The sequence below is a fragment of the Pseudomonas sp. NPDC089428 genome (genome assembly GCF_044749325.1).
Taxonomy (GTDB): domain Bacteria; phylum Pseudomonadota; class Gammaproteobacteria; order Pseudomonadales; family Pseudomonadaceae; genus Aquipseudomonas.
The window spans coordinates 176,831-201,189 of sequence record NZ_JBIVHT010000005.1 but is presented as its reverse complement, the minus strand read 5'-3'; the positions used below and the strand labels follow the sequence as shown (position 1 = coordinate 201,189).

The 24,359-nt window shown below is 63.6% G+C and carries 24 protein-coding genes and 1 pseudogene; 12 read left to right on the top strand and 13 right to left on the bottom strand.

What is annotated here, in order from left to right:
• Positions 1-31: 31 nt before the first annotated feature.
• The 3 genes from ACIPZ5_RS12080 to ACIPZ5_RS12070 form a co-directional block, all read right to left on the bottom strand.
• Positions 32-817, bottom strand: coding sequence for a phasin family protein (locus ACIPZ5_RS12080; RefSeq protein ID WP_400808815.1), 786 nt, complete (start codon positions 815-817; stop codon positions 32-34).
• Positions 818-827: 10 nt separating this feature from the next.
• Positions 828-1,247 carry a phasin family protein gene (locus ACIPZ5_RS12075; RefSeq protein WP_261942380.1) on the bottom strand — a complete coding sequence of 140 codons (420 nt, stop codon included), beginning with the start codon at positions 1,245-1,247 and terminating at the stop codon, positions 828-830.
• Positions 1,248-1,359: 112 nt separating this feature from the next.
• Positions 1,360-1,635, bottom strand: a complete 276-nt coding sequence (locus ACIPZ5_RS12070) for a polyhydroxyalkanoic acid system family protein (RefSeq protein ID WP_343597720.1) — start codon at positions 1,633-1,635, stop codon at positions 1,360-1,362.
• Positions 1,636-1,759: 124 nt separating this feature from the next.
• Between ACIPZ5_RS12070 and ubiE the strand changes: the two genes are divergently transcribed.
• The 12 genes and pseudogenes from ubiE (at position 1,760) to ACIPZ5_RS12010 (ending at position 11,833) form a co-directional block, all read left to right on the top strand.
• The gene (gene ubiE / locus ACIPZ5_RS12065; protein WP_261942378.1) at positions 1,760-2,530 is read left to right on the top strand and encodes a bifunctional demethylmenaquinone methyltransferase/2-methoxy-6-polyprenyl-1,4-benzoquinol methylase UbiE; all 771 of its coding nucleotides are present in this window, start codon (positions 1,760-1,762) and stop codon (positions 2,528-2,530) included.
• Positions 2,530-3,153, top strand: coding sequence for an SCP2 domain-containing protein (locus tag ACIPZ5_RS12060; RefSeq protein WP_261942377.1), 624 nt, complete (start codon positions 2,530-2,532; stop codon positions 3,151-3,153). The genes ubiE and ACIPZ5_RS12060 overlap by 1 nt, the downstream gene beginning before the upstream one ends.
• Positions 3,150-4,772, top strand: coding sequence for a ubiquinone biosynthesis regulatory protein kinase UbiB (gene ubiB / locus ACIPZ5_RS12055; RefSeq protein ID WP_261942376.1), 1,623 nt, complete (start codon positions 3,150-3,152; stop codon positions 4,770-4,772). The genes ACIPZ5_RS12060 and ubiB overlap by 4 nt, the downstream gene beginning before the upstream one ends.
• A gap of 72 nt (positions 4,773-4,844) precedes the next feature.
• Positions 4,845-5,237: a phosphoribosyl-AMP cyclohydrolase gene (gene hisI, locus ACIPZ5_RS12050; protein WP_079229999.1), complete on the top strand. Its 393-nt coding sequence runs from the start codon at positions 4,845-4,847 to the stop codon at positions 5,235-5,237.
• Between the two features lies 1 nt (position 5,238).
• On the top strand, positions 5,239-5,574 hold the full coding sequence (locus ACIPZ5_RS12045) for a phosphoribosyl-ATP diphosphatase (protein WP_013974545.1): 336 nt from the start codon (positions 5,239-5,241) through the stop codon (positions 5,572-5,574).
• A gap of 25 nt (positions 5,575-5,599) precedes the next feature.
• Positions 5,600-5,872 (top strand): twin-arginine translocase TatA/TatE family subunit, encoded by a 273-nt coding sequence (locus ACIPZ5_RS12040; RefSeq protein ID WP_261942375.1) that lies wholly within the window; start codon positions 5,600-5,602, stop codon positions 5,870-5,872.
• Positions 5,873-5,875: 3 nt separating this feature from the next.
• Complete coding sequence (gene tatB / locus ACIPZ5_RS12035; RefSeq protein ID WP_261942374.1) at positions 5,876-6,250, top strand: Sec-independent protein translocase protein TatB; 375 nt, start codon at positions 5,876-5,878, stop codon at positions 6,248-6,250.
• Positions 6,247-7,038, top strand: coding sequence for a twin-arginine translocase subunit TatC (gene tatC, locus ACIPZ5_RS12030; protein WP_400808810.1), 792 nt, complete (start codon positions 6,247-6,249; stop codon positions 7,036-7,038). Before tatB ends, tatC begins: the two co-directional genes overlap by 4 nt.
• Positions 7,035-7,742: a 16S rRNA (uracil(1498)-N(3))-methyltransferase gene (locus ACIPZ5_RS12025; protein WP_261942372.1), complete on the top strand. Its 708-nt coding sequence runs from the start codon at positions 7,035-7,037 to the stop codon at positions 7,740-7,742. The genes tatC and ACIPZ5_RS12025 overlap by 4 nt, the downstream gene beginning before the upstream one ends.
• A 100-nt stretch (positions 7,743-7,842) precedes the next feature.
• Positions 7,843-9,759, top strand: coding sequence for a methyl-accepting chemotaxis protein (locus tag ACIPZ5_RS12020; protein ID WP_400808807.1), 1,917 nt, complete (start codon positions 7,843-7,845; stop codon positions 9,757-9,759).
• A 76-nt stretch (positions 9,760-9,835) separates the two neighbouring features.
• Positions 9,836-10,930: pseudogene (locus ACIPZ5_RS12015) on the top strand (methyl-accepting chemotaxis protein); the annotation flags it as partial.
• Positions 10,931-10,939: 9 nt separating this feature from the next.
• Positions 10,940-11,833, top strand: a complete 894-nt coding sequence (locus ACIPZ5_RS12010; RefSeq protein WP_400809050.1) for a methyl-accepting chemotaxis protein — start codon at positions 10,940-10,942, stop codon at positions 11,831-11,833.
• Between the two features lie 110 nt (positions 11,834-11,943).
• On the opposite strand, the gene ACIPZ5_RS12005 is transcribed toward ACIPZ5_RS12010, so the two are convergent.
• The 10 genes from ACIPZ5_RS12005 to ACIPZ5_RS11960 all read right to left on the bottom strand — a co-directional run bounded on the left by ACIPZ5_RS12005 (position 11,944) and on the right by ACIPZ5_RS11960 (position 24,332).
• The gene (locus ACIPZ5_RS12005; protein ID WP_400809048.1) at positions 11,944-12,678 is read right to left on the bottom strand and encodes an amino acid ABC transporter ATP-binding protein; all 735 of its coding nucleotides are present in this window, start codon (positions 12,676-12,678) and stop codon (positions 11,944-11,946) included.
• Positions 12,671-13,633 carry an amino acid ABC transporter permease gene (locus tag ACIPZ5_RS12000; protein ID WP_343597712.1) on the bottom strand — a complete coding sequence of 321 codons (963 nt, stop codon included), beginning with the start codon at positions 13,631-13,633 and terminating at the stop codon, positions 12,671-12,673. The genes ACIPZ5_RS12005 and ACIPZ5_RS12000 overlap by 8 nt, the downstream gene beginning before the upstream one ends.
• Positions 13,634-13,711: 78 nt before the next feature.
• Positions 13,712-14,509: a transporter substrate-binding domain-containing protein gene (locus ACIPZ5_RS11995; RefSeq protein ID WP_025752328.1), complete on the bottom strand. Its 798-nt coding sequence runs from the start codon at positions 14,507-14,509 to the stop codon at positions 13,712-13,714.
• Between the two features lie 214 nt (positions 14,510-14,723).
• Positions 14,724-17,297: a glucans biosynthesis glucosyltransferase MdoH gene (mdoH, locus tag ACIPZ5_RS11990; RefSeq protein ID WP_400808804.1), complete on the bottom strand. Its 2,574-nt coding sequence runs from the start codon at positions 17,295-17,297 to the stop codon at positions 14,724-14,726.
• Positions 17,290-19,026 (bottom strand): glucan biosynthesis protein, encoded by a 1,737-nt coding sequence (locus ACIPZ5_RS11985; protein WP_343597708.1) that lies wholly within the window; start codon positions 19,024-19,026, stop codon positions 17,290-17,292. Before ACIPZ5_RS11985 ends, mdoH begins: the two co-directional genes overlap by 8 nt.
• Positions 19,027-19,289: 263 nt before the next feature.
• On the bottom strand, positions 19,290-19,727 hold the full coding sequence (gene dtd / locus ACIPZ5_RS11980; RefSeq protein WP_343597706.1) for a D-aminoacyl-tRNA deacylase: 438 nt from the start codon (positions 19,725-19,727) through the stop codon (positions 19,290-19,292).
• A complete protein-coding gene (gene pip, locus ACIPZ5_RS11975) occupies positions 19,724-20,695 on the bottom strand; it encodes a prolyl aminopeptidase (protein WP_060509781.1) in 972 nt (323 codons plus the stop codon). The genes dtd and pip overlap by 4 nt, the downstream gene beginning before the upstream one ends.
• Positions 20,696-20,893: 198 nt before the next feature.
• Positions 20,894-21,709 carry an N-formylglutamate deformylase gene (gene hutG / locus ACIPZ5_RS11970; protein WP_343597703.1) on the bottom strand — a complete coding sequence of 272 codons (816 nt, stop codon included), beginning with the start codon at positions 21,707-21,709 and terminating at the stop codon, positions 20,894-20,896.
• A gap of 10 nt (positions 21,710-21,719) precedes the next feature.
• Positions 21,720-22,925, bottom strand: coding sequence for an imidazolonepropionase (gene hutI, locus ACIPZ5_RS11965; protein ID WP_343597701.1), 1,206 nt, complete (start codon positions 22,923-22,925; stop codon positions 21,720-21,722).
• A 15-nt stretch (positions 22,926-22,940) separates the two neighbouring features.
• Positions 22,941-24,332, bottom strand: a complete 1,392-nt coding sequence (locus tag ACIPZ5_RS11960; protein WP_343597699.1) for an amino acid permease — start codon at positions 24,330-24,332, stop codon at positions 22,941-22,943.
• Between the last annotated feature and the right edge of the window lie 27 nt (positions 24,333-24,359).

The window sequence follows — 24,359 nt, the reverse complement described above, 5'->3', positions numbered from 1 at the left end:
GGGTTTACCCGCGAAAGGCATTACACCGCTATCAGAGCAGCGAGCCAGTGCTGGCCGGAGCCGAAGGCGGGTTGCTGGCCGGGGCCGCCGTAGGTGCCGGCGCTGCGGTAGCGGCCGGCGCGGCGCTGGCCACGGGTGCTGCCGGTTTGGCGGCTGCCGGTTTGGCCGGGGCCTTCTTCACCGCTGGCTTCTTTGCTGCGGCTGGCTTGGCTGCAACAGGCTTGGCAGCCGGTTTTGCTGCTGGCTTGGCCGCTGCGGTCTTGGCTGCGGGTTTGGCCGCTGCCGGTTTAGCTGCAGTTTTAGCTGCCGGTTTGGCAGCCGCCGTTTTTGCCGCAGGCTTGGCCAATGGCTTGGCCGCCGCCTTGCTCGCTGCGGGCTTGGCCGCTGCAGAGCGCGAGGAGATCGGGGTGACCGAAGCGCCGGTCAGTTTCTCGATCTGTTTGGTCAGGCTGTCGACCTGCTGGTGCAGGGCCTTGATCTCGTTGCGGCTCGGTACGCCCAGGCGCGAGATGGCGCTGTTCAGGCGCTTGTCGAAGGCTTCTTCGAGTTCGCTCCACTTGCCCAGGGCACGGTCCTTCACGCCGGAAACGCGCGAAGTGGTCGACGACTTGGCGCCTTGGGCCACGTCTTCTGCGGTCTTCTTGGCTTGCTTCTCGGCCTTCTCGCCATCCTTCACCAGCGAGTCGAACAGCTTCGGACCGTCCTGGTCGACTTTCGAATAGATACCCAGCCCCGCCAGCCAGATCTTGCGGGAGTACTTCTCGATCCCGCCGATCCAGGAGCTGCCTTCTTTATCGGAATTCTTCTTGCCAGCCATCCTGCTCTCCTTATGGTTTGTGCGCGACGCGCTCGAGCAGCTCATGCAGCTGTTCAAGCTTGATGGACAACGCCTCAACGTCATGTTTAGACGGAATGCCAAGGCGATTCAAGGCGCGACCTACCCGTGCGTCGAAAGCTTTTTCGATCTTGTCGAGTTGAATCTCGACCTTGCCGCGTACGCGGCTGACCTCTTGGGTGGCTTCGTCGATCTGGTTGTTGGCGGCATCGAGCTCTTTGTCGATACGCTTCTTGCCGCGTTTCTCGACGCCTTCACCGGCTTTCACCAGCTCCTGAAAGTAGTCGGAACCTTCCTGGCCAACCCGCGCATAAGCGCCGATGCCCGCCAGCCAGATCTTGCGCGCGTAGCCGCGCACCTCGCCCAGGGTGCTCTGGGCGTCTTCCTTTTTCTTCACAGTCACTTTGGCCATGCTCTGTACCTCATGCTCATGAGTGGAGGGAGGATGCGCCCATGGAGGCTGGGCTTGAGCACAAGGTAAAGAGGAAAATTAGAATCCTCACCCTAAGGCAAGGGCAGCCGCTTCAAGCCAGGGCCTTGTCCAGCGCGCGCTCGATCTCGCTCTTGATGGTGCTGCTCATCATCGACAGCATCATGCCGAGCTTGAGTTCAACGCGGATGCTGTCCTCGCCAATATGCACGCTACCGTTGGCGCCGCTGCGCGCCACGTCGACCCGATCACCATTCCAGGTGGCCTTGAGGTCGTATTCGCGGCTGAGCTTGTCGACCAGCGCTTCGGCCTTGGCGCGGGCGGCATCGCGGCCGAGGGAGTGTTTGCGTTCGACGCTGATCTGGGTCATGCGGGTGTTCCTGGGTATGTAGACATAATCTGCATTATGCCCGCCCCTGCCCCAAGGCACACCCCGCCAAGACAAATCCGCCCGTTCGCCCTAGAATGGCGGTAATTTTTTCCGGTGAAGCGATATGAACGACCAGCGCAAAGGCGACCACGCCGAACCCACCACCCATTTCGGCTACCAGGACGTCCCTGAAAGCCAGAAGGCGAAGAAAGTCGCCGAAGTGTTCCACTCGGTGGCCGCCAAGTACGACCTGATGAACGACGTGCTCTCCGGCGGCATGCACCGCCTGTGGAAGCGCTTTACCATCGAGCTGTCGGGCGTGCGCGCCGGCAACCGCGTGCTGGACATCGCCGGCGGCACCGGCGACCTGGCCGCCAAGTTCTCGCGCCTGGTCGGCCCGACGGGCCAGGTGGTACTGGCCGACATCAACGATTCGATGCTCAAGGTCGGCCGTGACCGCCTGCTCGACCGCGGCGTGGCCGGCAACATCGAGTTCGTCCAGGCCGATGCCGAAAAGCTGCCGTTCCCCGACAACCACTTCGACTGCGTGACCATTGCCTTCGGCCTGCGCAACGTCACCCACAAGGACGAAGCCATCCGCTCGATGCTGCGCGTGCTCAAGCCGGGCGGGCGCCTGTTGATCCTGGAGTTCTCCAAGCCGACCAACAAGCTGATGTCCAAGGCCTACGACGCCTACTCGTTCGCCTTCATGCCGCTGGCCGGCAAGCTGATCACCAACGACGCCGACAGCTACCGCTACCTCGCCGAGTCGATCCGCATGCACCCTGACCAGGAAACCCTCAAGAGCATGATGGTCGAGGCCGGTTTCGACCGCGTCACCTACCACAACATGACCAGCGGTATCGTTGCCGTGCACCGGGGAATCAAGCCCTGATGCTGCTGGCCGGGCTGCTCGCCAGTGTCGAACATGGCCTGAACCGCGTCCTGCGCATGGACAGCACGGCGTTGCCGCGGCTGGCCGCGCTGGAAGGCAAGGTCATCGAGATCGACTGCCGCCAACCGGCCTTGCAGGTGTTCATCCTGCCCGATGAAGAAGGCCTGATGCTCGCCGCCCATTGGGCGGGTGAGGTCGACTGCAGCCTGCGCGCTCCGGCTGGCAGCCTGGTGCAACTGGCCGTAACCCGGGACAAGACCGCCGTGTTGCACAGCCCGCAGGTCGAGCTGCATGGCGACAGCGCCGTGCTGCTGGACCTGTTCGGCGTGCTGCAGGACCTGGAGCTGGACTGGGAACACGAGCTGCAGCGCTGGCTCGGCCCGGTCGCCACGGCGATGCTCGCCGGCCATATCCGCCTGCGAGCACGCTGGACCCGTCAGGGTCTGGCACGTTTCAGCCAGAACCTGTCCGAGTACCTGGCCGAGGAATCACGCACCCTGGTGGGCCAGCGCGAAGCCGAAGCCGCTTTCAGCGAGCTCGACACCCTCAAGCTCGATATCGAACGCCTCGAGGCGCGCCTGCTGCGCCTCTCCCGATCCCTTGATACCAGCGATAACGCATGAAGCTGCTCGCCGTCCGCCGTCTTTTTCGCATCCAGCGTGTGGTGATCCGCTACCGTCTCGATGACCTGCTGTTCGATCAGCCCCTGCTGCCCTGGTGGCTGGCCAGCCTGCGCCTGCTGATGCCATGGCGCTGGCTGCCACGCAAACCCTCCGAACTCAGCCGTGGTGCACGCCTGCGCCTGGCGCTGCAGGACCTGGGGCCGATCTTCATCAAGTTCGGCCAGTTGCTGTCCACGCGCCGCGACCTGCTGCCCACCGACATCGCCGACGAGCTGATGCTGCTGCAGGACCGCGTACCGCCATTCGACCCGAAAAAAGCCGTGGCGTTGATCGAAGATCAGCTCGGTGCCAAGGTCGGCGAAGTGTTCAGCCGCTTCGACGTCGAGCCGCTGGCCTCGGCCTCGGTAGCCCAGGTGCATGCCGCCCGCCTCAAGAGTGGCGAAGAGGTGGTGGTCAAGGTGGTTCGCCCGGGCCTGAAGCCAGTGATCGCCCAGGACCTGGCCTGGCTGTTCCTGATCGCCAAGGCCGCCGAACGCGCCTCGGCCGATGCCCGCCGCCTGCACCCGGTGGAAATCGTCGGCGACTACGAAAAGACCATCTATGACGAACTCGACCTGCTGCGCGAGGCGGCCAACGCCAGCCAGCTGCGGCGCAACTTCGAAGGCTCCGAGCTGATGTACGTGCCCCAGGTGTACTGGGACCTGTGCCGCCCCAAGGTGCTGGTGATGGAGCGCATCTACGGCGTGCCAGTGACCGACATGGCGACCCTGGCCGACCAGCGCACCGACATGAAGATGCTGGCCGAGCGCGGCGTGGAAGTGTTCTTCACCCAGGTTTTCCGCGACAGCTTCTTCCATGCCGACATGCACCCGGGCAACATCTTCGTCAGCACGGTCAAACCGTGGAGCCCGCAGTACATCGCCATCGACTGCGGCATCGTCGGCAGCCTCACCGCCGAGGACCAGGACTACCTGGCGCGCAACCTGATCGCCTTCTTCAAGCGCGACTACCGCCGCGTTGCCCAGCTGCACATCGACTCGGGCTGGGTGCCGGCGCACACCAAGGTCAACGAGTTCGAAGCGGCAATCCGCACGGTGTGCGAGCCGATCTTCGAAAAACCGTTGAAGGATATTTCCTTTGGCCAGGTGCTGATGCGCCTGTTCCAGACCGCACGGCGCTTCAACATGGAAGTCCAGCCGCAACTGGTGCTGCTGCAGAAGACCCTGCTCAACATCGAAGGCCTGGGCCGCCAGCTGTACCCGGACCTGGACCTGTGGAGCACCGCCAAGCCGTACCTGGAACGCTGGATGCGCGAGCGCATGAGCCCCAAGGCCGTGTTCGGCAACATTCATGGCCAGGTCGAGCAGCTGCCGCACCTTGCCGGCATGGCCCGCGACCTGCTCGAGCGCCTGTCGCAGCCGCACCTGGAAGACCCACAACTGCCGGAACGCCGTCGCCAGGGCGACCGCTGGGCGCTGCGCCTGCTCGGCGCCGGCCTGCTTGGCGGCGGTGCGGTGCTGGCCACTGGTGCCGCCGAGGCCGCCAGCCTGGCCGCGCCTGGGGCCTGGCCGGCGTGGCTGATGCTGGCCGCCGGCCTTTACCTGATCGTGCGCCAATAGCCAGCCGCGCTGCTGGCTGGCACACTAGCGCAAAGGGCCTGGCACAGGAGCGGGCCCGCTTTGGAGTCGACGATGAAAGACTGGCTGGACGAGATCAAGTGGAACAGCGACGGCCTGGTACCGGCGATCGCCCAGGACCACAAGACCGGACGCGTGCTGATGATGGCCTGGATGAACCGCGAATCGCTGGCGCTGACCGCCGCCGAGCAACGTGCCATCTACTGGTCGCGTTCCCGTGGCAAGCTGTGGCGCAAGGGCGAAGAGTCCGGCCATGTGCAGAAGCTGCATGAAATGCGCCTGGACTGTGATGCCGATGTGATCATCCTGATGGTCGAGCAGCTGGGCCATATCGCTTGCCATACTGGCCGTGAAAGCTGCTTCTACCGCGTCTACGAAGACGGCCAGTGGAAAACCGTCGACCCGGTTCTGAAAGACCCGGATGCCATCTACAGCGCAGGACACTGACATGAGCGACACCCTCAACCGCCTGGCCGAAGTGCTCGAAGAGCGCAAACAAGCGGCTCCCGACAGCTCCTACGTGGCCAGCCTGTACCACAAGGGCCTGAACAAGATCCTCGAAAAGCTCGGCGAAGAGTCCGTCGAGACCATCATTGCGGCCAAAGACGCCGCCGTGAGCAAGGATTACAGCGATGTCATCTATGAAACCGCAGACTTGTGGTTCCATAGCCTGGTCATGCTCAGCGCGCTGGGCCAGCATCCACAAGCCGTGCTCGATGAACTGGAGCGCCGTTTCGGGCTGTCCGGGCACGATGAAAAGGCCGCGCGTCAGCCCTCGGCCTGAGCAAACCGCATTCTAGGAGAGCACCATGGGTATTTTTGACTGGAAACACTGGATCGTCCTGCTGATCGTCGTCGTCCTGGTGTTCGGCACCAAGAAGCTGAAGAACTTCGGCAGCGACCTGGGCGAATCGATCAAGGGCTTCCGCAAGGCCATGAGCGAAGAAGAGAACAAACCGGCCGAGCAGACCCCGCCACCGGCCCAGCCTGTGCCGCCAGTGCAGAATACTGTGCAGCCGCAGCAAGGCCACACCATCGAGGGCCAGGCCCAGCCGGTCCAAGAGCCGCAGCGGAAAGACTGACCCATGTTCGGCATCAGCTTCAGCGAGCTGCTGCTCGTCGGCCTGGTCGCCCTGCTGGTGCTCGGCCCCGAGCGCCTGCCGGGTGCCGCGCGTACTGCGGGGCTGTGGATCGGGCGGCTGAAACGCAGCTTCAACGCGATCAAGATGGAGGTCGAGCGCGAAATCGGCGCCGACGACATCCGTCGCCAGTTGCATAACGAGCACATTCTGCAGATGGAAGAGGAAGCCAAGCGTATCCTCAACCCGCAGATACCGCCTGCACCGTCGCCAACCGCCACCCAGCCTGCCGCAGCACCAACGGCAACACCGGTCGCGCCGGTAACGCCGACGGCCACGCCGACACCGCCCGAACAGCCTCAACCGCCGCGAGCCCCATGAGCGAAAATCCGGAACACGACCAGCCGATGCCGCTGGTCTCGCACCTGACCGAACTGCGTACCCGCCTGCTGCGCTGCGTGGCGGTCATTTTCCTGATCTTTGCCGGGCTGTTCTCGTTCGCCCAGCAGATCTACACCCTGGTGTCGGCACCGCTGCGTGACCATTTGCCGGCCAACGCGACGATGATCGCCACCGACGTGGCCTCACCGTTCCTGACGCCGTTCAAGCTGACCATGATCGTTTCGCTGTTCCTGGCGATCCCGTTCATCCTCCAGCAGATCTGGGGCTTCATCGCACCAGGCCTGTACCGCCATGAAAAGCGCATCGCCATTCCGTTGCTGGTGTCGAGCATTCTGCTGTTCTACGCCGGCATGGCCTTCGCCTATTTCCTGGTGTTCCCGCTGATGTTCAGCTTCTTCGCCAAAGCTACGCCGGAAGGCGTGGCGATGATGACCGACATCACCGCCTACCTTGATTTCGTCATGACGCTGTTCTTCGCCTTCGGTGTCGCCTTCGAGATCCCGGTGGCCGTGGTGCTGCTGGTGTGGATCGGCGTGGTCGACGTGAAGTACCTGAAGAAGGTCCGCCCGTACGTGATCATCGGCTGCTTCGTGGTCGGCATGATCCTCACCCCGCCAGACATCTTCTCGCAGACGTTGCTCGCCGTGCCCATGTGGCTGCTGTTCGAGATCGGCGTGCTGTGCGGCAGCCTGATCCGCAAGCGCAGCCATGCCGACGACGAAGCCACCAACGATCATAACGACCAGCCGCCAGCGACCCAGCCGTGAACCTGTTACTCCTTGAAGAGGCCGACTTCGTCTCGGCCGACCGCGTTGTCCTCGCTGATCGGCGCTTCACCCACATGCAGGACATCCACCGTGTCGCCGTGGGCGATACGCTGCGCGTGGGCCGTATCAACGGCCTGATGGGCAAGGCCACGGTGCTGCGCCTGGAAACGCACGAAGCCGAGCTGGAGGTCGCCTTCGACCAGCAGCCACCAGCCAAGCTGCCGCTGACCCTGGTGCTGGCCGTGCCGCGACCGAAGATGCTGCGCCGGCTGTTCCAGACCGTGGCGACCTTGGGTGTGCCGCGGCTGATCCTGATCAACAGCTACAAGGTCGAGAAAAGCTTCTGGCAAACGCCCTTTCTCAACCCTGAAACCATTCGCGAGAACCTGATTCTCGGCCTGGAACAGGCCCGTGACACGGTGCTGCCCGAGGTGATCATCGAGAAGCGCTTCAAACCCTTCGTCGAAGACCGCCTGCCTGCCATCGCCGACGGCACCCTCGGCCTGGTCGGCCACCCCGGCCCCTACCCGGCCTGCCCACGCGCCGTCGAGGGGCCAGTCACCCTGGCGATCGGGCCTGAAGGTGGCTGGATTCCCTACGAGGTGGACTTGCTGGGCAAGGCTGGCCTGGCGCCCGTGCAGCTGGGTGAGCGCATTCTGCGTGTGGAAACGGCTGTAACTGCCTTGCTCTCAAGGATTTTCTGACTAACGGGTCAGCTTTTCCCTATAAAGTTTCCCCGGCGCAAGCCGATGGTGTTGGCAACACTACAATAATTCGTGCCGCCACGTTGCCGGGGAGTCGAACATGTACCAATGGTTTTCCCAATCGCTGGGGAATGTAAGCGTCAATCGCAAGTTGGGACTGGGCTTCGGCCTGGTGTTGTTGCTGACCCTGGCCATCACCTTCACCGGTTGGCAAGGCCTGGACGGCGTCACCGCGCGCGGCGACAAGCTGGGCAACATCTCGGTGATCCACCAGTACACCCAGGAGCTGCGCATCGCCCGCCAGCACTACCAGCGTGACCGCAACGAAGCGGCCATCGGCGAGCTGGAAAAGGCCCTCGGCACTCTCGAGCGCCAGATCAACTTCATGCTCGGGCAGATCGAGCAACCCACCGACCAGCAGCGCCTGCAACAGCAGCAGGCTGCCGTGAGCCAGTACCTGCAGGCCTTCAACGACCTCAAGCAAGCCGCCCAGCGCCGCGAGGCTGCGCGCGGCGTATTGGGCGACAGCGCCGACAAGGCCGTCGAACTGATCAGCCGGGTACAGCAGCGCCTGCTGCAGGCTGGCGACATCAACCAGTACCAGCATGCCGTGGACGTCAGTGCACTGGTGCAACAGGCGCGCTTCCAGGTGCGTGGTTACACCTACAGCGGCAACGCCGAGTACCAGCAGACCGCGCTGACAGCCATCGACCAGGCCCTAACCGAGCTCAAGGCACTGCCCGCCAGGTTGCCGGCCGAATACGCTGCCAGCCTTGACGATTCAGCCACCGCACTGGCCGCCTACCGCGATGCGGTGACCCAGTTCGGCACGGCTCAAAGCGCCAGCGAACAGGCGCTACAACGCATGAGTGACCAAGGCACGGTACTGCTGCAGACCAGCGAAGCGATGACCCTTTCGCAGACCGCAGTACGCGATGCCGGCACCCACCAGGCCAAGATCATGCTCGGCAGCGCTACCGCACTGGCCCTGGTACTGGGCCTGCTCGCGGCCTGGGCGATTACCCGGCAGATCATCATCCCCCTGCGCCAGACCCTGGCTGCTGCCGAGCGAGTGGCCAACGGCGACCTGCGCCAGGACCTGCATTCGACCCGCCGCGACGAACTCGGCCAGCTGCAGTCCAGCATGCAGCGCATGACCCAGGGCTTGCGCGAGCTGATCGGGGGTATCGGCGATGGCGTGACACAGATCGCCAGCGCCGCCGAAGAGCTGTCGGCGGTCACCGAGCAGACCAGCGCCGGGGTCAACAATCAAAAGGTCGAGACTGACCAGGTGGCAACCGCGATGAACGAGATGGCCGCCACCGTGCATGAAGTGGCACGCAATGCCGAACAGGCCTCGGAAGCCGCGGCCATGGCTGACCAGCAGGCGCGCGAGGGCGATCGCGTGGTAGGCGAAGCGGTCGCGCAAATCGAGCGCCTGGCCAGCGAGGTGGTCAATTCCAGCGAAGCGATGAACCAGCTCAAGGCCGAAAGCGACAAGATCGGCAGCGTGCTCGACGTGATCAAGTCGGTGGCCCAACAGACCAACCTGCTGGCGCTCAATGCCGCCATCGAAGCGGCGCGTGCCGGTGAGGCCGGCCGTGGCTTCGCGGTGGTCGCCGACGAAGTGCGCAGCCTGGCCCAGCGCACACAGCAATCCACCGAAGAAATCGAAGAGCTGATCGCCGGCCTGCAAAGCGGTACCCAGCGCGTGGCCAGCGTGATGGACGCCAGCCGTCAGCTGACCGACAGCAGCGTCGAACTGACCCGCCGCGCCGGCAACTCGCTGGAAACCATCACCCACACGGTGTCGTCGATCCAGGCCATGAACCAGCAGATCGCCACGGCCGCCGAGCAACAGAGTGCCACGGCTGAAGAGATCAATCGCAGCGTGATGAATGTGCGCGATATCTCCGACCAGACATCGGCGGCGAGCGAGGAGACCGCCAGTTCCAGTGTCGAACTGGCTCGCCTGGGCACCCACCTGCAAGGGTTGGTTGGACGGTTCCGGCTCTGACACGTCAGTGCATGCGCTGAATTTTCCTACATAGTTTTCAGGTCAAGTCCTACAGGCCATAGGCCGATGGGCAGGGATGAGATGCCAGCACTACGCCAGCATCCCATCCCCACCCACAGGACGGAGACCTGCCATGTTCGGCTACCTCAATCACAGGCTCGGCAATATCAGTGTCGGCGCCAAGCTTGCTCTCGGCTTCGCCGTAGTCCTTGCGCTTACCCTGGCCACCACGGTCAGCGGCTGGCGTGCCCTGGACGGCGCCATCAGCCGCTCGGAACAACTCAGCGAAATTGCCCGGATCAATGATCTGGTCAAAGACCTGCGCGCCGAGCGCATCACCTACCGGGTGCTGGCCGACGACGCCAGCAAGGCGCAGATCGCCGGAATTCTGCAGCAGCTGGATGCCATGCTGACCACCCTGCAACAGCGCAGCAGCGTTGATGAATCGCGCCAGATGCTGACCCAGAAGCTGCAACTGCTGCAGCGCCTGCGCGAGAACTTCACCACCCTGCAGCGCAGCGTCGACACGCGTCGCGCACTTCGCGCCGGCATGCAAGCGCAGGAACAGAAGCTGAACGACGTCATCGACCAACTGCAGACCCAGGCCCTGCTGAAGATGCCGGCTGACAGCCAGGGCGGCTTGCTGGGCATGATGGACACCCTGAGCCGCCAGGTCGACACCGCCAACCAGCAGAGCCTGGTGCCGGCCTACACGTTCTCGCCGCTCGAGGACTTCGCCAAGGTCGGTGATACCGCTCTGAATGCCGCCGATGCCAGCCTCGGCCAGTTGCTCAAGGGGCTCGCCCCGCTTGGCCTGCCACCCACGCTGACAGAACAGCCAGGCATCGAGCTGGCCAAATACCGCACCAGCCTGGACCAGTACCGCCGCACGGCGCTGCAGGTCGAACAGCTGCAGAATGAAATGGAGCAGATGGGCAACGAGCTCAGGTCGGTCAGCCTGGAACTGGGTAAACGGAAGGTGGAACAACGAGACAGCGAGGCCGTGGCCGCCCGTTCCTTGCTCACCAGCGTGGCGCTGCTGGCCCTGATCGTGGGTATCGTCGCCGGCTGGCTGATAACCCTGCAGATCACTCAACCCTTGCGCCAGACCCTGGGCTTGGCCGCGCGCATTGCCAAAGGCGACCTGAGCCAGCTCGAACCCGTGCAGCGCCGCGACGAGATGGGGCAGTTGCAGACCCGCATGGGCGAGATGACCGTGAGCCTGCGTGAGCTGATCGGCGGCATCGACCACGGTGTCGGCCAGCTGTCACAGGCCGCATCGCAGCTGGCAGCCAGCAGTGAGGACACCAAGCTGCGCATCAACCAGCAGCGCGAGGAGACCGACCAGGTGGCCACCGCGATGAACCAGATGAGCGCCACGGTACAAGAGGTTGCACAGAATGCTGAACAAGCCTCGCTGGCAGCCACCAACGCCGACCAGCAGGCGCAACTGGGTGATCAAGTGGTGGCCGAAGCCATCGGCCGCATCGAACAGCTGGCACGGCAGATGGACCATTGCCTGGCCGCCATGCAGCACCTGGCCGGCGAAAGCCTGCGCATCAGCAGCATTCTCGATGTCATCAAATCAGTGTCGGAGCAGACCAACCTGCTGGCCCTCAACGCGGCGATCGAAGCCGCCAGGGCAGGTGAAGCGGGCCGTGGTTTTGCCGTGGTGGCCGATGAGGTGCGCGGGCTGGCGCAGCGCACCCAGCAGTCCACCGAAGAAATCGAGCAACTGATCGGCAGCCTGCACAGCGGTACCGACGAGGTCACCCGCCTTCTCGACGACAGCAAGCGGCTGACCGAGCAGAGCGTTGAGCTGAGCCGCAGGGCCGGGCATGCCTTGGCCCAGATCACCGACACGGTATCGAGCATTCAGGGGATGAACCAACAGATTGCCACGGCCAGCGAGCAACAGAGCGTGGTGGCCGAGCAGATCAACCGTAGCGTGATCAGTGTGCGGGATGTGTCGGAACAGACCAGTGCGGCCAGTGAGCAGACGGCGACTTCCAGTGGCGAGCTGGAACAGTTGGGGCAGCAGTTGCGGGGAATGGTGGGGCGGTTCAGCCTTTGAGACCGAGTCGCCCTCTTCGCGGGCAAGCCCGCTCCCACAGGTCAATCACCAACCTTGAGAGCGGTGCAGTACCTGTGGGAGCGGGTTTACCCGCGAAGGGGGCGGCGCGGTTACAGCACCTGGCGCAGGAAGGCCTGTGCCCTAGGATCCTTGGGCGCGGCGAAGAACGCGGCCGGTGCCGAGTCTTCAAGCAGCTTGCCGTGATCGAAGAACAGCACACGATCCGCCACTTCGCGGGCAAAGCCCATTTCATGGGTGACGCAGACCATGGTCATGCCTTCCTGGGCCAGGGTCTTCATCACGTCCAGTACCTCGCCGACCATTTCCGGGTCGAGCGCCGAGGTCGGCTCGTCGAACAGCATCACCTTCGGGTCCATGGCCAGGGCGCGGGCGATTGCCACCCGCTGTTGCTGGCCGCCCGAGAGGCGCGATGGATATTCGTTGGCCTTCTGCGAAATACCCACCTTTTCCAGCAACGCCCGGGCCTTGGCTTCACGCTCGGCCTTGTTGCGCTTGCGCACCACTTTCTGCGCCAGGCACAGGTTCTCCAGCACCGTCATGTGCGGGAACAGGTTGAAATGCTGGAACACCATGCCGACTTCGCGGCGGTAGGCGTTGATGTCGGTCTTTGGGTCAGCCAGTTGCAGGCCGTCGATGGCCACATGGCCTTCGTCGAAATGCTCCAGGCCATTGAGGCAGCGCAGGAAGGTCGACTTGCCCGAACCCGACGGGCCAAGCATTACCACCACTTCGCCCTTGGCGACTTGCGTGGTGACGTTATCCACAGCCCGTACCACATGGCCACGGGTGTCGAAGACTTTCAGCAGATCACGGACTTCAATCACTTTGTGCAAGCCTCCGCTCGAGCCGGCTGGCGATGTGCGACAGCGGCAGGTTGATCAGCAGGTACAGGCCTGCCACGCAGAACCAGATCTCGAAGGTCGAGAACGACGTGGTGATGGCCTCGCGGCCGCTCTTGGTCAATTCGGTAATAGCGATCACCGACACCAGCGAGGTGTCCTTGACCAGGCTGATGAACTGCCCGGCCAACGGTGGCAGCACGCGTTTGAACGCCTGCGGCAGGATCACGTGGCGCATCGACTGGCCAGCATTCAGGCCCAACGAGCGCGCAGCCTCGTTCTGCCCCTTGGCGATGGATTGCACGCCGGCTCGGACGATTTCCGCAACATAGGCGCCAGTGAACAGTGCCAGCGCAGCCACACCGGCAAACTCGCGGGACAGGTTGAGCACGGTGCCAATGAAGAAGTAGAAGATGAAGATCTGCACCAGCAGCGGCGTACCGCGCACCAGCTCGACATAAACGGTCGACAGGTCGCGCAGGGTGGGGTTGTTCGACAACCGGCACAGGCCAGCGAACAGACCGATCACCAGGCCCAGCGCACCGGACACCACCGAGATCCACAGGGTGGTCCACAGGCCCCAGGCCAGCGGTCCAGCTGCCCAGTGACGGGTCACACCAATCTGGTCACCTTCGGCAACATCGTCGCCACGGCTCAGTTGCAGGCTGTCCTTGGCCACGTCGAGCACTTGCTCTTCGCCGTTCTCGTCCTTGAGCGTGACACGCGCGGTGTCACCGGAAACGACGATTTCCTGCACGGTACCGTAACCGGCGGCGCGCTGAACTTCCTCGGCCTTGTAGGCGAAGTACTGCGGTACGCGGTTCCAGCGCCACTCGTAGGAAATCATCGAGGTGGCCATGTACAGGCTGAACGCCAGGCCCACCAGGACCAGGGCGGTCAACCCGTGCCAGGGCCACTGGGCTTTCTTGTGTTTGATCACGTGGGGTACTTCCGTAAATGCGAACGCGCAGGGTTTGCCTGCGCGTCGGGGTCAAAAGCCGGGCTTGTGGCCTGGGCCTTATTCCATTTCCTTCAGCCAGTCCTTGTTCTTGAACCACTTGTCGTGAATACGATCGTAGGTCCCGTCATGCTTGATCTGGTGCAGGAAGTTGTTGATGAAGTTGATGCTGTCGTAGTCGCCTTTCTTCAGGCCGAAGGCCAGCGGCTCGTAGGTGAAGGGTTCTTCGAGGAACAGCAGCTTGCCAGCGCCGGCCTTCTCGACCGCCACCACGTTGTACGGCGCGTCGTAGACGAAGGCGTCAGCCTTGCCGTTGACCACGTCCATCACCGCTTCCTGCTCGTTGTCGTAGCCGTGGTACTTGGCTTTGCCGATCAGCTTCTTGGAAACCATCTCGCCGGTGGTACCGAGCTTGGAGGTAAGGCGGTACTTCTCGTTGTTCAGGTCCTTGTACGACTTGATCTCGCCAGCCAGCTCCTTGCGGATCAGCAGAGTCTGGCCAACCACGATGAAAGGTTCGCTGAAGTTCAGGCGCAGGTTGCGTTCCTGGGTCAGGGTCATGCCGCTGCCGATCATGTCGAACTTGTCGGTCAGCAGGGCCGGGATGATGCCGTCGTAGGCGGTGGAAACTGCCTCGAACTTGACGCCCATGGATTTGGCCATGGCTTTGAGGATATCGACTTCGAAGCCGATGATCTCGCCGCGCTTGTTGGTCATCTGGAACGGCATGTAGGTTGGGTCCATGCCCACCCGCAGGGTGCCGCGCTTGACCGCATCATCGATGGCGCCGGCCTGGGCCGCCGTTACGGCGACCAGGGCGGTGACACCGACCAGCAGCCGCGAAAGGTATTTCTTGATCATCACCAAGTCCCCTAGCAAATAAAGAAGCGAATCTTATTGTCTTGGCACAGCCGTACCGGCCGATGCGGATTATCGGAGAGGGATGCTAACGCATGGCGGCCCTGGGACCTAGAGCCGGTGGGGACTTTGTTGGCCAAAAAAGCATCGCGGATAAATCCGCTCCTACAGACGTAACCCTCGTAGGAGCGGATTTATCCGCGATTGGCCACTATCAGGCGCCGACGAGTGCCGGCTGGCCTTCATTCTCCGGATGCAATGGCAACAGCGGCGAATGCGGGTCGTTCTTGATCGAGGCACGCCACACATCGATCCACGCCGCATTGTGCTCGGCCCAGACCTGCTCGTGCAGGCGGCTCAAGGCCACCGGGTCGCTGAGCAAGGCCAGGCGGGTGTTGAGGTCCAGCCCTTTCGGCCCGACTTCGATCGCCTTGGCCACGCGCTCTGCACGCAGCGCCTCGATCGGCGCAGCCTGGCCGTGACGGGCAGTGGCCATGGCGCAGGCCAGGGCATTCTGCCGTGGGTCGACCACCGCACGCACGAAGCCGTCGTGCAGGGCATGCCAGCGGTTCTCGTGGGTGTACTGGTCGGTCGCCAACAGCTCTTGCGGCGTCGCGTATTCCTCAGGGATGAGGAACAGCTTCTCGTCCTTGGCCGCCAGGCCCAGGCGCGTGCGGCTGGAGATCACCGATACCGGGATCGACAGCACCAGCGAGCCGACAATTGGCGCCAACCACCACAGGAACGCCGGGTTCAGCCATGCCACCAGCCCGGCCCAGGCGAAGCCCAGCAGGGTCTGTGGACCATGGCGGCGCACCGCTTCGCTCCACGGGGTAGAGTCGTCGTCACGCTGCGGCGAGTTCCAGGTTGCCGCCCAGCCGAGGAATGCAGCCAGCACGAAGCGGGTGTGGAAGATCATCCGCACCGGCGCCAGCAGCATGGAGAACAGCATCTCCATCAGCATCGACAGGGTAACCTTGATGCGCCCGCCGAACTCGACGGCACCCTTGGCCCAGATCAGGATGACACTGAGCAGCTTGGGCAGGAACAGCAGCACGATGGTGGTGGAGAACAGCGCCACGGCCTTCTCCGGGTGCCACTGCGGCCACAGCGGGTAGAGCTGGTACGGCTCGATGAAGTACTGCGGCTCCATCAGCGTGTTGGTCGCCAGCAGTGCGGTCGACAGCACCAGGAACAGGAACCACAGCGGCGCCGACAGGTACGACATCACGCCGGTGAGGAACACCGCACGGTGCACCGGGTGCATGCCCTTGACCAGGAACAGGCGGAAGTTCATCAGGTTGCCATGGCACCAGCGCCGGTCGCGCTTGAGCTCGTCGAGCAGGTTCGGTGGCAATTCTTCGTAACTGCCCGGCAGGTCATAGGCAATCCACACGCCCCAGCCGGCGCGGCGCATCAGCGCGGCTTCGACGAAGTCGTGGGAGAGAATGGCCCCGGCGAACGCGCCCTTGCCCGGCAACGGCGCCAGGGCGCAGTGCTCGATGAACGGCTTCATGCGGATGATCGCGTTGTGGCCCCAGTAATGCGACTCGCCCAGCTGCCAGAAGTGCAGGCCGGCGGTGAACAGCGGGCCGTACACGCGGGTGGCGAACTGCTGCATGCGCGCATACAGGGTGTCCATGCCCGAGGCTTTCGGCCCGGTCTGGATGATGCCGGCGTCCGGGTTGGCCTCCATCAGGCGCACCAGGCTGCTCAGGCACTCGCCACTCATGACGCTGTCGGCGTCGAGCACGACCATGTACTTGTACTCGCCGCCCCAACGACGGCAGAAGTCGTCGAGGTTGCCGCTCTTGCGCTTCACGCGGCGGCGGCGGCGGCGGTAGAAGATGCGGCCGAAGCCCTTGGTCTCGCGGCACACGTCCAGCCAGGCCTGTTGCTCGGCCACGGCGATGTCGGTGTCGTTGGTGTCGCTGAGTACGAAGAAGTCGAAGCGATCGAGGTTGCCGCTGGCCGCCACCGACTCGAAGGTCGCCCGCAAGCCTGCGAACACGCGCGGCACGTCTTCGTTGCAGATCGGCATGACCAGCGCGGTACGCGCCTCGGGTGCAATCGGCTCATTGCCTGCGCTGCTGCCCGAAATCTTGTACTTGTCACGCCCGGTGAGCAGTTCGAGGAAGCCCATCAGGGCGGTCCAGAAACCCGCCGAAACCCAACAGAACAGGATGCCGAACAGCACCAGGATGGACGTCTGCAAGGCATACGGCCAGACCTGCACCACGGTATCCCACAGCGGCTGCTTGATCACTTCGTCGAGGTCGACGAACGACCAGCCCTGGTACGGCAGGATGCCCTTCATGTAGAAGCCGGCGACGATGGTCTGGCCGATCATGAGGGCGAGCAGGATGTAGCGGCGGATCGAGCCGACCGTGCGCCAGCGCGCCGCGGGCAGCTCACGCTTGGGTGGCTGCGGGGCGTTGGTGCGCCCCGTCATGCGCCGCCACAGGCGGATCAGCACGTTGGTGCGCCATGGCTCGGGCACGACCTTGGTGCGCTTGATCGGCGGTGCGATCTTCAGACACAGGCGGCCGCTGCCGTCGACACCGAGCATCTCGGCATCTTCCAGCTCGGCGGCGCTGCCCACGGTCAGGCGCGGGCCGACCGAGGCCTGCACGGCCTCGGTGGAGTTGGCGGCCGGGTTGGCCGCCAGGCGTTGGTGCAGCTCACTGAACGAGGTGCAGCTGGCGAGTTCCGCGCGCTGCTCATCGCTCAGAGGGAGGTGGGCCAGGTATTCGCCAAGCGATTCTGGCCTTGCGCTTGAGTTACTCATCGGCAGGCAACTGATAGCTCCAGGTCTCGGTCAGCACTTTTTCAGTGGTGGCCGGGGCCCCGTTGGTGGGCGCCGCATCGGCGGCAGGTTGTTCGGCCTTGGCTGGTTCCGCCTTGGCGGTCTTCTCATGCTTGGCGTGCTTGGCCGCAGCCTTTTCCTGCTTGGTTTCAGCGGCAGGCTTGGCTGCCTCTACCGGCACGTCACGCACCAGTGCAGCGCGCATTTCAGTGGCCTTGTTGGCTTCCTTGACCTTCAGACGCAGGGTCAGGCGCCAGCCCTTGGTCTCAGGGTTATAGCGCAGGTTGTTCTCGACCACTTCGGCGTTGTCGCCAACGCTGACCTGGCTGCGCACCGGAGTGTCTTCCGGCAGGGCGGCAAGTGCCGGGCCGGCGAAGTCGACCAGGAAGGCGACGCTGCCGTCTGGCTGGCGGATCAGGTTGGACTGTTTGACGTCGCCAGTGGAACGCAGGGTCTGCTTGACCCAGCCCAGGTCAGGAGCCTGGAACTGCTGCTCGTCGATGGTCCAGTGCAGGCGGTAGGCGTATTCGAACGGCTTGCCTGGCTCAGGCAGCTTCTCCGGGCTCCAGAAGGCAACGATGTTGTCGTTGGTTTCGTCGGCGGTCGGGATTTCCACCAGGTCGACGGTACCCTTGCCCCAGTCACCTTTCGGCTCGATCCAGGCGCTCGGGCGCTTCTGGTAGTTGTCGTCGAGGTCTTCGAAGTCGCTGAAGGCGCGCTGACGCTGCATCAGGCCGAAACCACGCGGGTTCTCGACACTGAAGTTGCTCACGGCCAGGTGTTTCGGGTTGTTCAGCGGGCGCCACAGCCACTCGCCGTTACCGGCGTGGATCGACAGGCCTTCGGAGTCATGCAGGGCCGGGCGATAGTTCAGCACCTTGGACGGCTGGTTGGGGCCGAACAGGAACATGCTGGTCAGCGGGGCGATACCCAGGCGGCTGACCTGGTCACGCAGGAACACCCGCGACTGCACGTCGACCACGGTGTCGCTGCCCGGGCGCAGGATCAGCTTGTAGGCGCCTGTGGAGCGTGGCGAATCCAGCAGGGCATAGATCACCAGGTGCTTGTCGGCCGGCTTGGGCTTCTCGACCCAGAACTCGGTGAAGCGCGGGAACTCTTCGCCCGACGGCAACGCGGTGTCGATTGCCAGGCCACGGGCCGACAGGCCGTACACATGGCCCTTGCCGACCACGCGGAAATAGCTGGCCCCGAGCAGGGTCATGATCTCGTCCTGCTTGTCGGCCTTGTTGATCGGGTAGAGCACGCGGAACCCGGCGTAGCCGAGGTTCTTGACGGTGTCCGGGTCGTGCGGCACGTCACCGAACTCGAAGCGGCTCGGGTCGTACTTGATTTCCTCGACATTGGTGGCCGTGATCTCGTTGATCTTCACCGGAGTGTCGAAGTGCATGCCCTGGTGGTAGAAGGACAGCTTGAACGGGGTCTTGTCCTTGGCCCACTCGGCCTTTTCCTGCAGGAAATGAATTTTCTGATAGTCCGCGAACTTCATGTCGCGGAATACTGCCGGCAGATTGCTTTTTGGTGCTTCGTATTTCTGGCCGGCCAGATCCTTTGCCTTGGCTGCAACATCGTCAAGATTGAATGCCCACAGCTGGCCCGCGCTCATCAGGCCGACCAGTGCCACACTGGCCATCAGGGCCTTGCGCAGCCCGGTGCCGGGGATTCTAGATGCTTTTTGGGGACTAACAATCACGAGCAACCCTCGCCGAAAACAGATCATGAAACCAACGGCCAGCGACAAATGCCGGGTTGGCGAGCACTGTTCGGACCCCATGAGGGCGTAATGATTCCCCAAACAGGTCCAGACAATGCTCGAGTCAGAGTGAAACGAACCTGCGAACGCAGGCTCACGCAGCGCGCGATTATCCAGCAGGATGCGTTACAACGCATCAGGCTGGACCAACTATTTATCGTACAAAACCCCTTGTTTTCCTATAAACAAAGGGTTTTTCGACCTCATATTTGTAACAAGAATGTCACAGGGCCATCATTGACGAGGTGCACCTGCATGTCTGCACCGAAGCGCCCGCTCGCCACATCGCCATGCTGGCCCCTAGCCTTGTTCAAAAGATAGTCGAACAATTGCGCCCCGAGCGCCGGCGGCGCAGCCGTCGAGAAGCTCGGGCGCATCCCGCTGCGGGTATCGGCCGCCAGGGTGAACTGGGACACCAGCAGCAAGCCGCCACCCACATCCTTCAGCGACAGGTTCATCTTGCCCTGATCGTCGCTGAACACCCGGTAATTCAACAACTTGTGCAACAGCTTGTCGGCATGTTCGCGGGTATCTTCAGGTTCGACGGCCACCAACACCAGCAACCCCTGGTCGATGGCCCCGACAATCTCCCCAGCCACTTCCACGCGTGCGCCACGCACGCGCTGCAACAAGCCCCTCATGCTTCTTCCAGCGGCAGGTCGAGCAGACGGCGGGCCATCTGGTCGGCCGCACGCACCAGGGCATCAGTGATGCCGGGCTCGGAGGCGGCATGGCCGGCGTCGCGAATGACCTTCAGCTCGCTGTTCGGCCAGGCCTGGTGCAGCGCCCAGGCGTTGTCCAACGGGCAGATCACGTCGTAGCGGCCATGCACGATCACCGCCGGCAGGTGAGCGATCTTCGGCATGTCGCGAATCAGCTGGTCTGGCTCCAGGAACGCGTTGTTCATGAAGTAATGGCATTCGATGCGGGCGATCGACAGCGCCCGCTGCGGCTCGGAAAAACGGTCGACCACCAGCGGATTCGGGCGCAGCGTGGCAGTGCGGCCTTCCCAGGTGGACCAGGCCTTGGCCGCATGCATCTGGGCAATCTGGTCGTTGCCGGTCAGGCGCTTGTGGAAGGCCTTGACCAGGTCACCCCGCTCTTCCGGCGGGATCGGCGCGATGTAGTCCTGCCAGTAGTCCGGGAACATGCGGCTGGCGCCTGCCTGGTAGAACCACTCGATTTCCTGTGGGCGGCACAGGAAGATGCCGCGCAGGATCAGGCCGTGCACGCGCTCGGGGTGGGTCTGGGCATAAGCCAGGGCCAGGGTCGAGCCCCAGGAGCCGCCGAACAGCACCCATTTGTCGATACCGAGATGCTTGCGAATGCGCTCCAGGTCCTCGACCAGGTGCCAGGTGGTGTTGTTCTCCAGGCTCGCGTGCGGCGTGGAACGGCCACAGCCACGCTGGTCAAAAGTGATGATGCGGTACAGGTTGGGGTCGAAATAGCAACGGCTCTGGGCATCACAGCCCGCGCCCGGGCCACCGTGGATGAACACCACAGGCAGACCTTCCGGCGAGCCGCTTTCATCGACATACAGCACATGCGGCGCTTCCACGGCCAGATCGTGCCTGGCGTAGGGTTTGATCTGCGGGTAGAGGGTCTGCATTGCGCACTCCGTGTGAGGTTTGGTTCGGCCGTGGGCCATCATAAACCTGAATTGCGCGAAGAGCATGTGTCCGTGTGAATCGTCGGGTTTTTGGGCTTGCTGGCGATGGCAGGCACTGGTGGGGCGTGATGACTGGGAGGGCATGGTTTGAGATTGTGTCAGGGCGAACACACGCCAGCCCTGACACGGTCAAACGCCCTACCCTCGCGAACCACCTTGGTACCGCTCCTCACCCCACGCCAGCACAGTCTCCAGCAGGCGCTTGAGCACCACCTGCGTCGGCTGTGCCAGATCTTCACGATAGCCGAACGGCTCCACCTCATTCATATAGGTGCACTGCCCCAACTCCAGCTGTACGGCATGGATGTGATTGGCCGGTTCACCATAGTGGCGAGTGATGTGTCCGCCCTTGAAGCGGCCATTGAGCACATGGGTGTAGGCCGGGAACTCGGCGCAAACGCCCTGCAGCCGCTCAGCCAATAGCGGATCGCAACTGGCGCCATTGAAGGTCCCCAGGTTGAAATCCGGCAACTTGCCGTCAAACAGATGCGGTATCACCGACCGGATCGAGTGCGCATCCCACAGCAACGCATAACCGAACGCCTCACGCATCCGCGCCAGCTCGCGACGAATCGTGTCGTGGTACGGCCGCCAGATCTGCTCCAGGTACACAGCCCGCTGCTCAGGACTGGGCGCCTTGCCTTCCTTGAACAACGGCTCCCCCTCGAACAGCGTCGCCGGATACAACCCGGTAGTGGCGCCTGCGTACAGCGGCTTGTCGTCGTCCGGGCGGTTCAGGTCGATGACGAAGCGCGAATACTCCGCTGCCACCACGCTGGCACCCAGCTCGCGGGCGAAGTCATAAAGGCGCGGGATGTGCCAATCGGTGTCGGGCAGGCTGCGCGCCTGCTCGACCAGGCCCATGTCCACGGCCGGGGTCAGCTTGAGGCCGGCATGGGGCATGCTGATCAGCAGCGGCAGGCGGCCTTGGTGAAAACTCAATACCTTGTCCATCGTGCCTCGCTCAGTTGGAAATTTCGTGACCCTTGCGCACCACGCGCTTGGGCAGGTCACCGCCCAGCCAGTAGGCCAGGTCGGCGGGGCGGGCGATCTGCCAGGCGACGAAATCGGCGACCTTGCCAACCTCCAGCGAGCCGTGGCTGTCACCCAGGCCGAGTGCCGTGGCCGCATGCAGCGTGACACCGGCCAGGGCTTCTTCCGGCGTCATGCGGAACAGCGTGCAGCCCATGTTCAGCATCAGGCGCAGCGACAGCCCAGGCGAGGTGCCTGGGTTGAGGTCGCTGGCCAGGGCAATCTTCACGCCGTGGCGACGCAGGGCCTCCATCGGCGGCAGCTGGGTTTCGCGCAGGAAGTAGAAGGCGCCCGGCAGCAGCACGGCGACCGTACCGGCGGCGGCCATGGCGATTGCGTCTTCCTCGGTCATGAACTCCAGGTGATCGGCCGACAGCGCCTGGTAGCGCGCCGCCAGGCTGGAGCCGTGCAGCGAAGACAGCTGCTCGGCATGCAGCTTCACCGGCAGGCCCAGTTCTTGTGCCTTGATGAACACCCGTTCGACTTGCGCCGGGGAGAACGCCAGGTGTTCGCAGAAGGCGTCGACCGCATCCACCAGGCCTTCAGCGGCCAATGCTGGCAGCATCTCGTCGCAGATGTGCGCGATGTAGTCGTCGGCCCTGCCGGCGTATTCCGGCGGCAAGGCATGGGCGGCCAGGCAGGTGGCGCGCACCGCCAATGGCAGCTCGTCGGCCAGGCGCCGCGCCACGCGCAGCATCTTGCGTTCGTTGGCCAGGTCCAGGCCGTAGCCGGACTTGACCTCGATAGTCGTCACGCCATCGCGCATCAACGCCTGGACCCGCTGGCGAGCACTGGCGAACAGCTCATCCTCGCTGGCCGCGCGGGTGGCCCGCACGGTGCTGGCGATACCACCGCCCTGGGCGGCGATCTCGGCATAGCTGACGCCTTGCAGGCGTTGCTCGAACTCGCCGCTGCGGTTACCACCGAACACCGCATGGGTGTGGCAATCGATCAGCCCCGGGGTGACCCAGGCACCGCCCAGGTCCACCGTGCGGTCAACCTCGAACGGCTGCAGCTCGGCGCGGGGGCCGATCCACTCGATCAGCCCGGCGCTGCTGACGATGGCCGCATCCTCGATGATCGAGTAACGGCCCTCGGCCAGGGTTGCCGCGTGGCAGTGCTGCCAGAGGGTTCTCATGTGCAATCTCCTTGACTAGCGGTGCAGCTCGATCGGGGCGTGCTTGCCTGCGCGCGGCTTGCACCACAGCAGGTAGGACGCCACCAGGAACACCACCCAGACCACGCCGACCAGCAAGGCCGCCTGGGTATCCGGGAAGTAACCGAGCACACCGAAAATGAACACCATGAAGGCAATGGCCATGGCCGGGCCGTATGGCCAGAACGGTACCGGGAACTTCAGCTGAGCCACTTCTTCACGGCTCATGCTACGGCGCATGGCCACCTGGGTGACCAGGATCATCAGCCATACCCACACGGTGGCAAAGGTGGCGATGGAGGCGATCAGCAGGAACACGTTTTCCGGGATCAGGTAGTTGAGCAGCACGCCGACCAGCAGCGCCGCGCCCATCACCACCACGGTCATCCATGGCACGCCGTGCTTCGACAGCTGGCCAAAGCTGCGCGGCGCGTGACCTTGCTGGGCCAGGCCGTACATCATGCGCCCGGCGCCGAAGATGTCGCTGTTGATTGCCGATATCGCGGCCGAGATCACCACGATGTTCAGCACGGCAGCAGCCGAGCCGATGCCCAGGTGGCTGAATATCTGTACGAACGGGCTGCCTTCGCTGCCGATCTGCGGCCATGGGTACAGGCACATCAGCACGAACAGGGTCAGCACGTAGAACAGCAGGATGCGCAGCGGCACGGCGTTGATCGCCTTGGGGATGACGCGCTGCGGGTCCTTGGCTTCACCGGCGGTGACGCCGATGATCTCGATGCCACCGAAGGCGAACATCACCACGGCGAAGGACGCGATCAGGCCACCGATGCCATTGGGCATGAAGCCGCCATGCGCGATCAGGTTGCTGATGCCCACGGCATGTTCGCCACTCACCTGGCTGAAGCCGAAGGCCATGATGCCGAGGCCGGCCAGGATCATCGCGACGATGGCGCCCACCTTGAGCAGCGACAGCCAGAATTCCATTTCGCCGAAGACCTTGACGTTGCACAGGTTGAGGCCGCCGATCACGAAGACGATGCCCAGCACCCAGATCCAGCGGGCCACTTCGGGGAACCAGAAGCCCATGTAGATACCGAAGGCGGTGATGTCGGCGATGGCGACGATGACCATCTCGAAGGCGTAGGTCCAGCCGAGGATGAAGCCGGCCATGGGGCCGAGGTAGGTGGTGGCATAGTGGCCGAAGGAACCGGCCACCGGGTTGTGCACGGCCATTTCGCCGAGGGCGCGCATGACCATGAATACGGCGGCGCCGCCGATCAGGTACGCCAGCAGCACGGCCGGGCCGGCCATCTGGATGGCCGAGGCGGAGCCGTAGAAGAGGCCGGTACCGATGGCGGAACCAAGGGCCATGAAGCGGATGTGGCGGGCCGTTAGCCCGCGCTTGAGACCTTGAGCTTGCTGCATGTCACGTCCTTAAATTGTTTTTGTGGT

Coding starts and splice junctions, on each gene's coding strand:
- hutI (WP_343597701.1), bottom strand. CDS start 22,925: ATGAGAACCCTCTGGCAGCACTGCCACGCGGCAACCCTGGCCGAGGGC.
- mdoH (WP_400808804.1), bottom strand. CDS start 17,297: ATGAGTAACTCAAGCGCAAGGCCAGAATCGCTTGGCGAATACCTGGCC.
- tatB (WP_261942374.1), top strand. CDS start 5,876: ATGTTCGGCATCAGCTTCAGCGAGCTGCTGCTCGTCGGCCTGGTCGCC.
- ACIPZ5_RS12040 (WP_261942375.1), top strand. CDS start 5,600: ATGGGTATTTTTGACTGGAAACACTGGATCGTCCTGCTGATCGTCGTC.
- ubiE (WP_261942378.1), top strand. CDS start 1,760: ATGAACGACCAGCGCAAAGGCGACCACGCCGAACCCACCACCCATTTC.
- ACIPZ5_RS12080 (WP_400808815.1), bottom strand. CDS start 817: ATGGCTGGCAAGAAGAATTCCGATAAAGAAGGCAGCTCCTGGATCGGC.
- pip (WP_060509781.1), bottom strand. CDS start 20,695: ATGCAGACCCTCTACCCGCAGATCAAACCCTACGCCAGGCACGATCTG.
- ACIPZ5_RS11960 (WP_343597699.1), bottom strand. CDS start 24,332: ATGCAGCAAGCTCAAGGTCTCAAGCGCGGGCTAACGGCCCGCCACATC.
- ACIPZ5_RS12060 (WP_261942377.1), top strand. CDS start 2,530: ATGCTGCTGGCCGGGCTGCTCGCCAGTGTCGAACATGGCCTGAACCGC.
- ACIPZ5_RS12075 (WP_261942380.1), bottom strand. CDS start 1,247: ATGGCCAAAGTGACTGTGAAGAAAAAGGAAGACGCCCAGAGCACCCTG.
- ACIPZ5_RS12045 (WP_013974545.1), top strand. CDS start 5,239: ATGAGCGACACCCTCAACCGCCTGGCCGAAGTGCTCGAAGAGCGCAAA.
- ubiB (WP_261942376.1), top strand. CDS start 3,150: ATGAAGCTGCTCGCCGTCCGCCGTCTTTTTCGCATCCAGCGTGTGGTG.
- ACIPZ5_RS12010 (WP_400809050.1), top strand. CDS start 10,940: ATGGGGCAGTTGCAGACCCGCATGGGCGAGATGACCGTGAGCCTGCGT.
- hisI (WP_079229999.1), top strand. CDS start 4,845: ATGAAAGACTGGCTGGACGAGATCAAGTGGAACAGCGACGGCCTGGTA.
- ACIPZ5_RS12020 (WP_400808807.1), top strand. CDS start 7,843: ATGTACCAATGGTTTTCCCAATCGCTGGGGAATGTAAGCGTCAATCGC.
- ACIPZ5_RS12070 (WP_343597720.1), bottom strand. CDS start 1,635: ATGACCCAGATCAGCGTCGAACGCAAACACTCCCTCGGCCGCGATGCC.
- tatC (WP_400808810.1), top strand. CDS start 6,247: ATGAGCGAAAATCCGGAACACGACCAGCCGATGCCGCTGGTCTCGCAC.
- dtd (WP_343597706.1), bottom strand. CDS start 19,727: ATGAGGGGCTTGTTGCAGCGCGTGCGTGGCGCACGCGTGGAAGTGGCT.
- hutG (WP_343597703.1), bottom strand. CDS start 21,709: ATGGACAAGGTATTGAGTTTTCACCAAGGCCGCCTGCCGCTGCTGATC.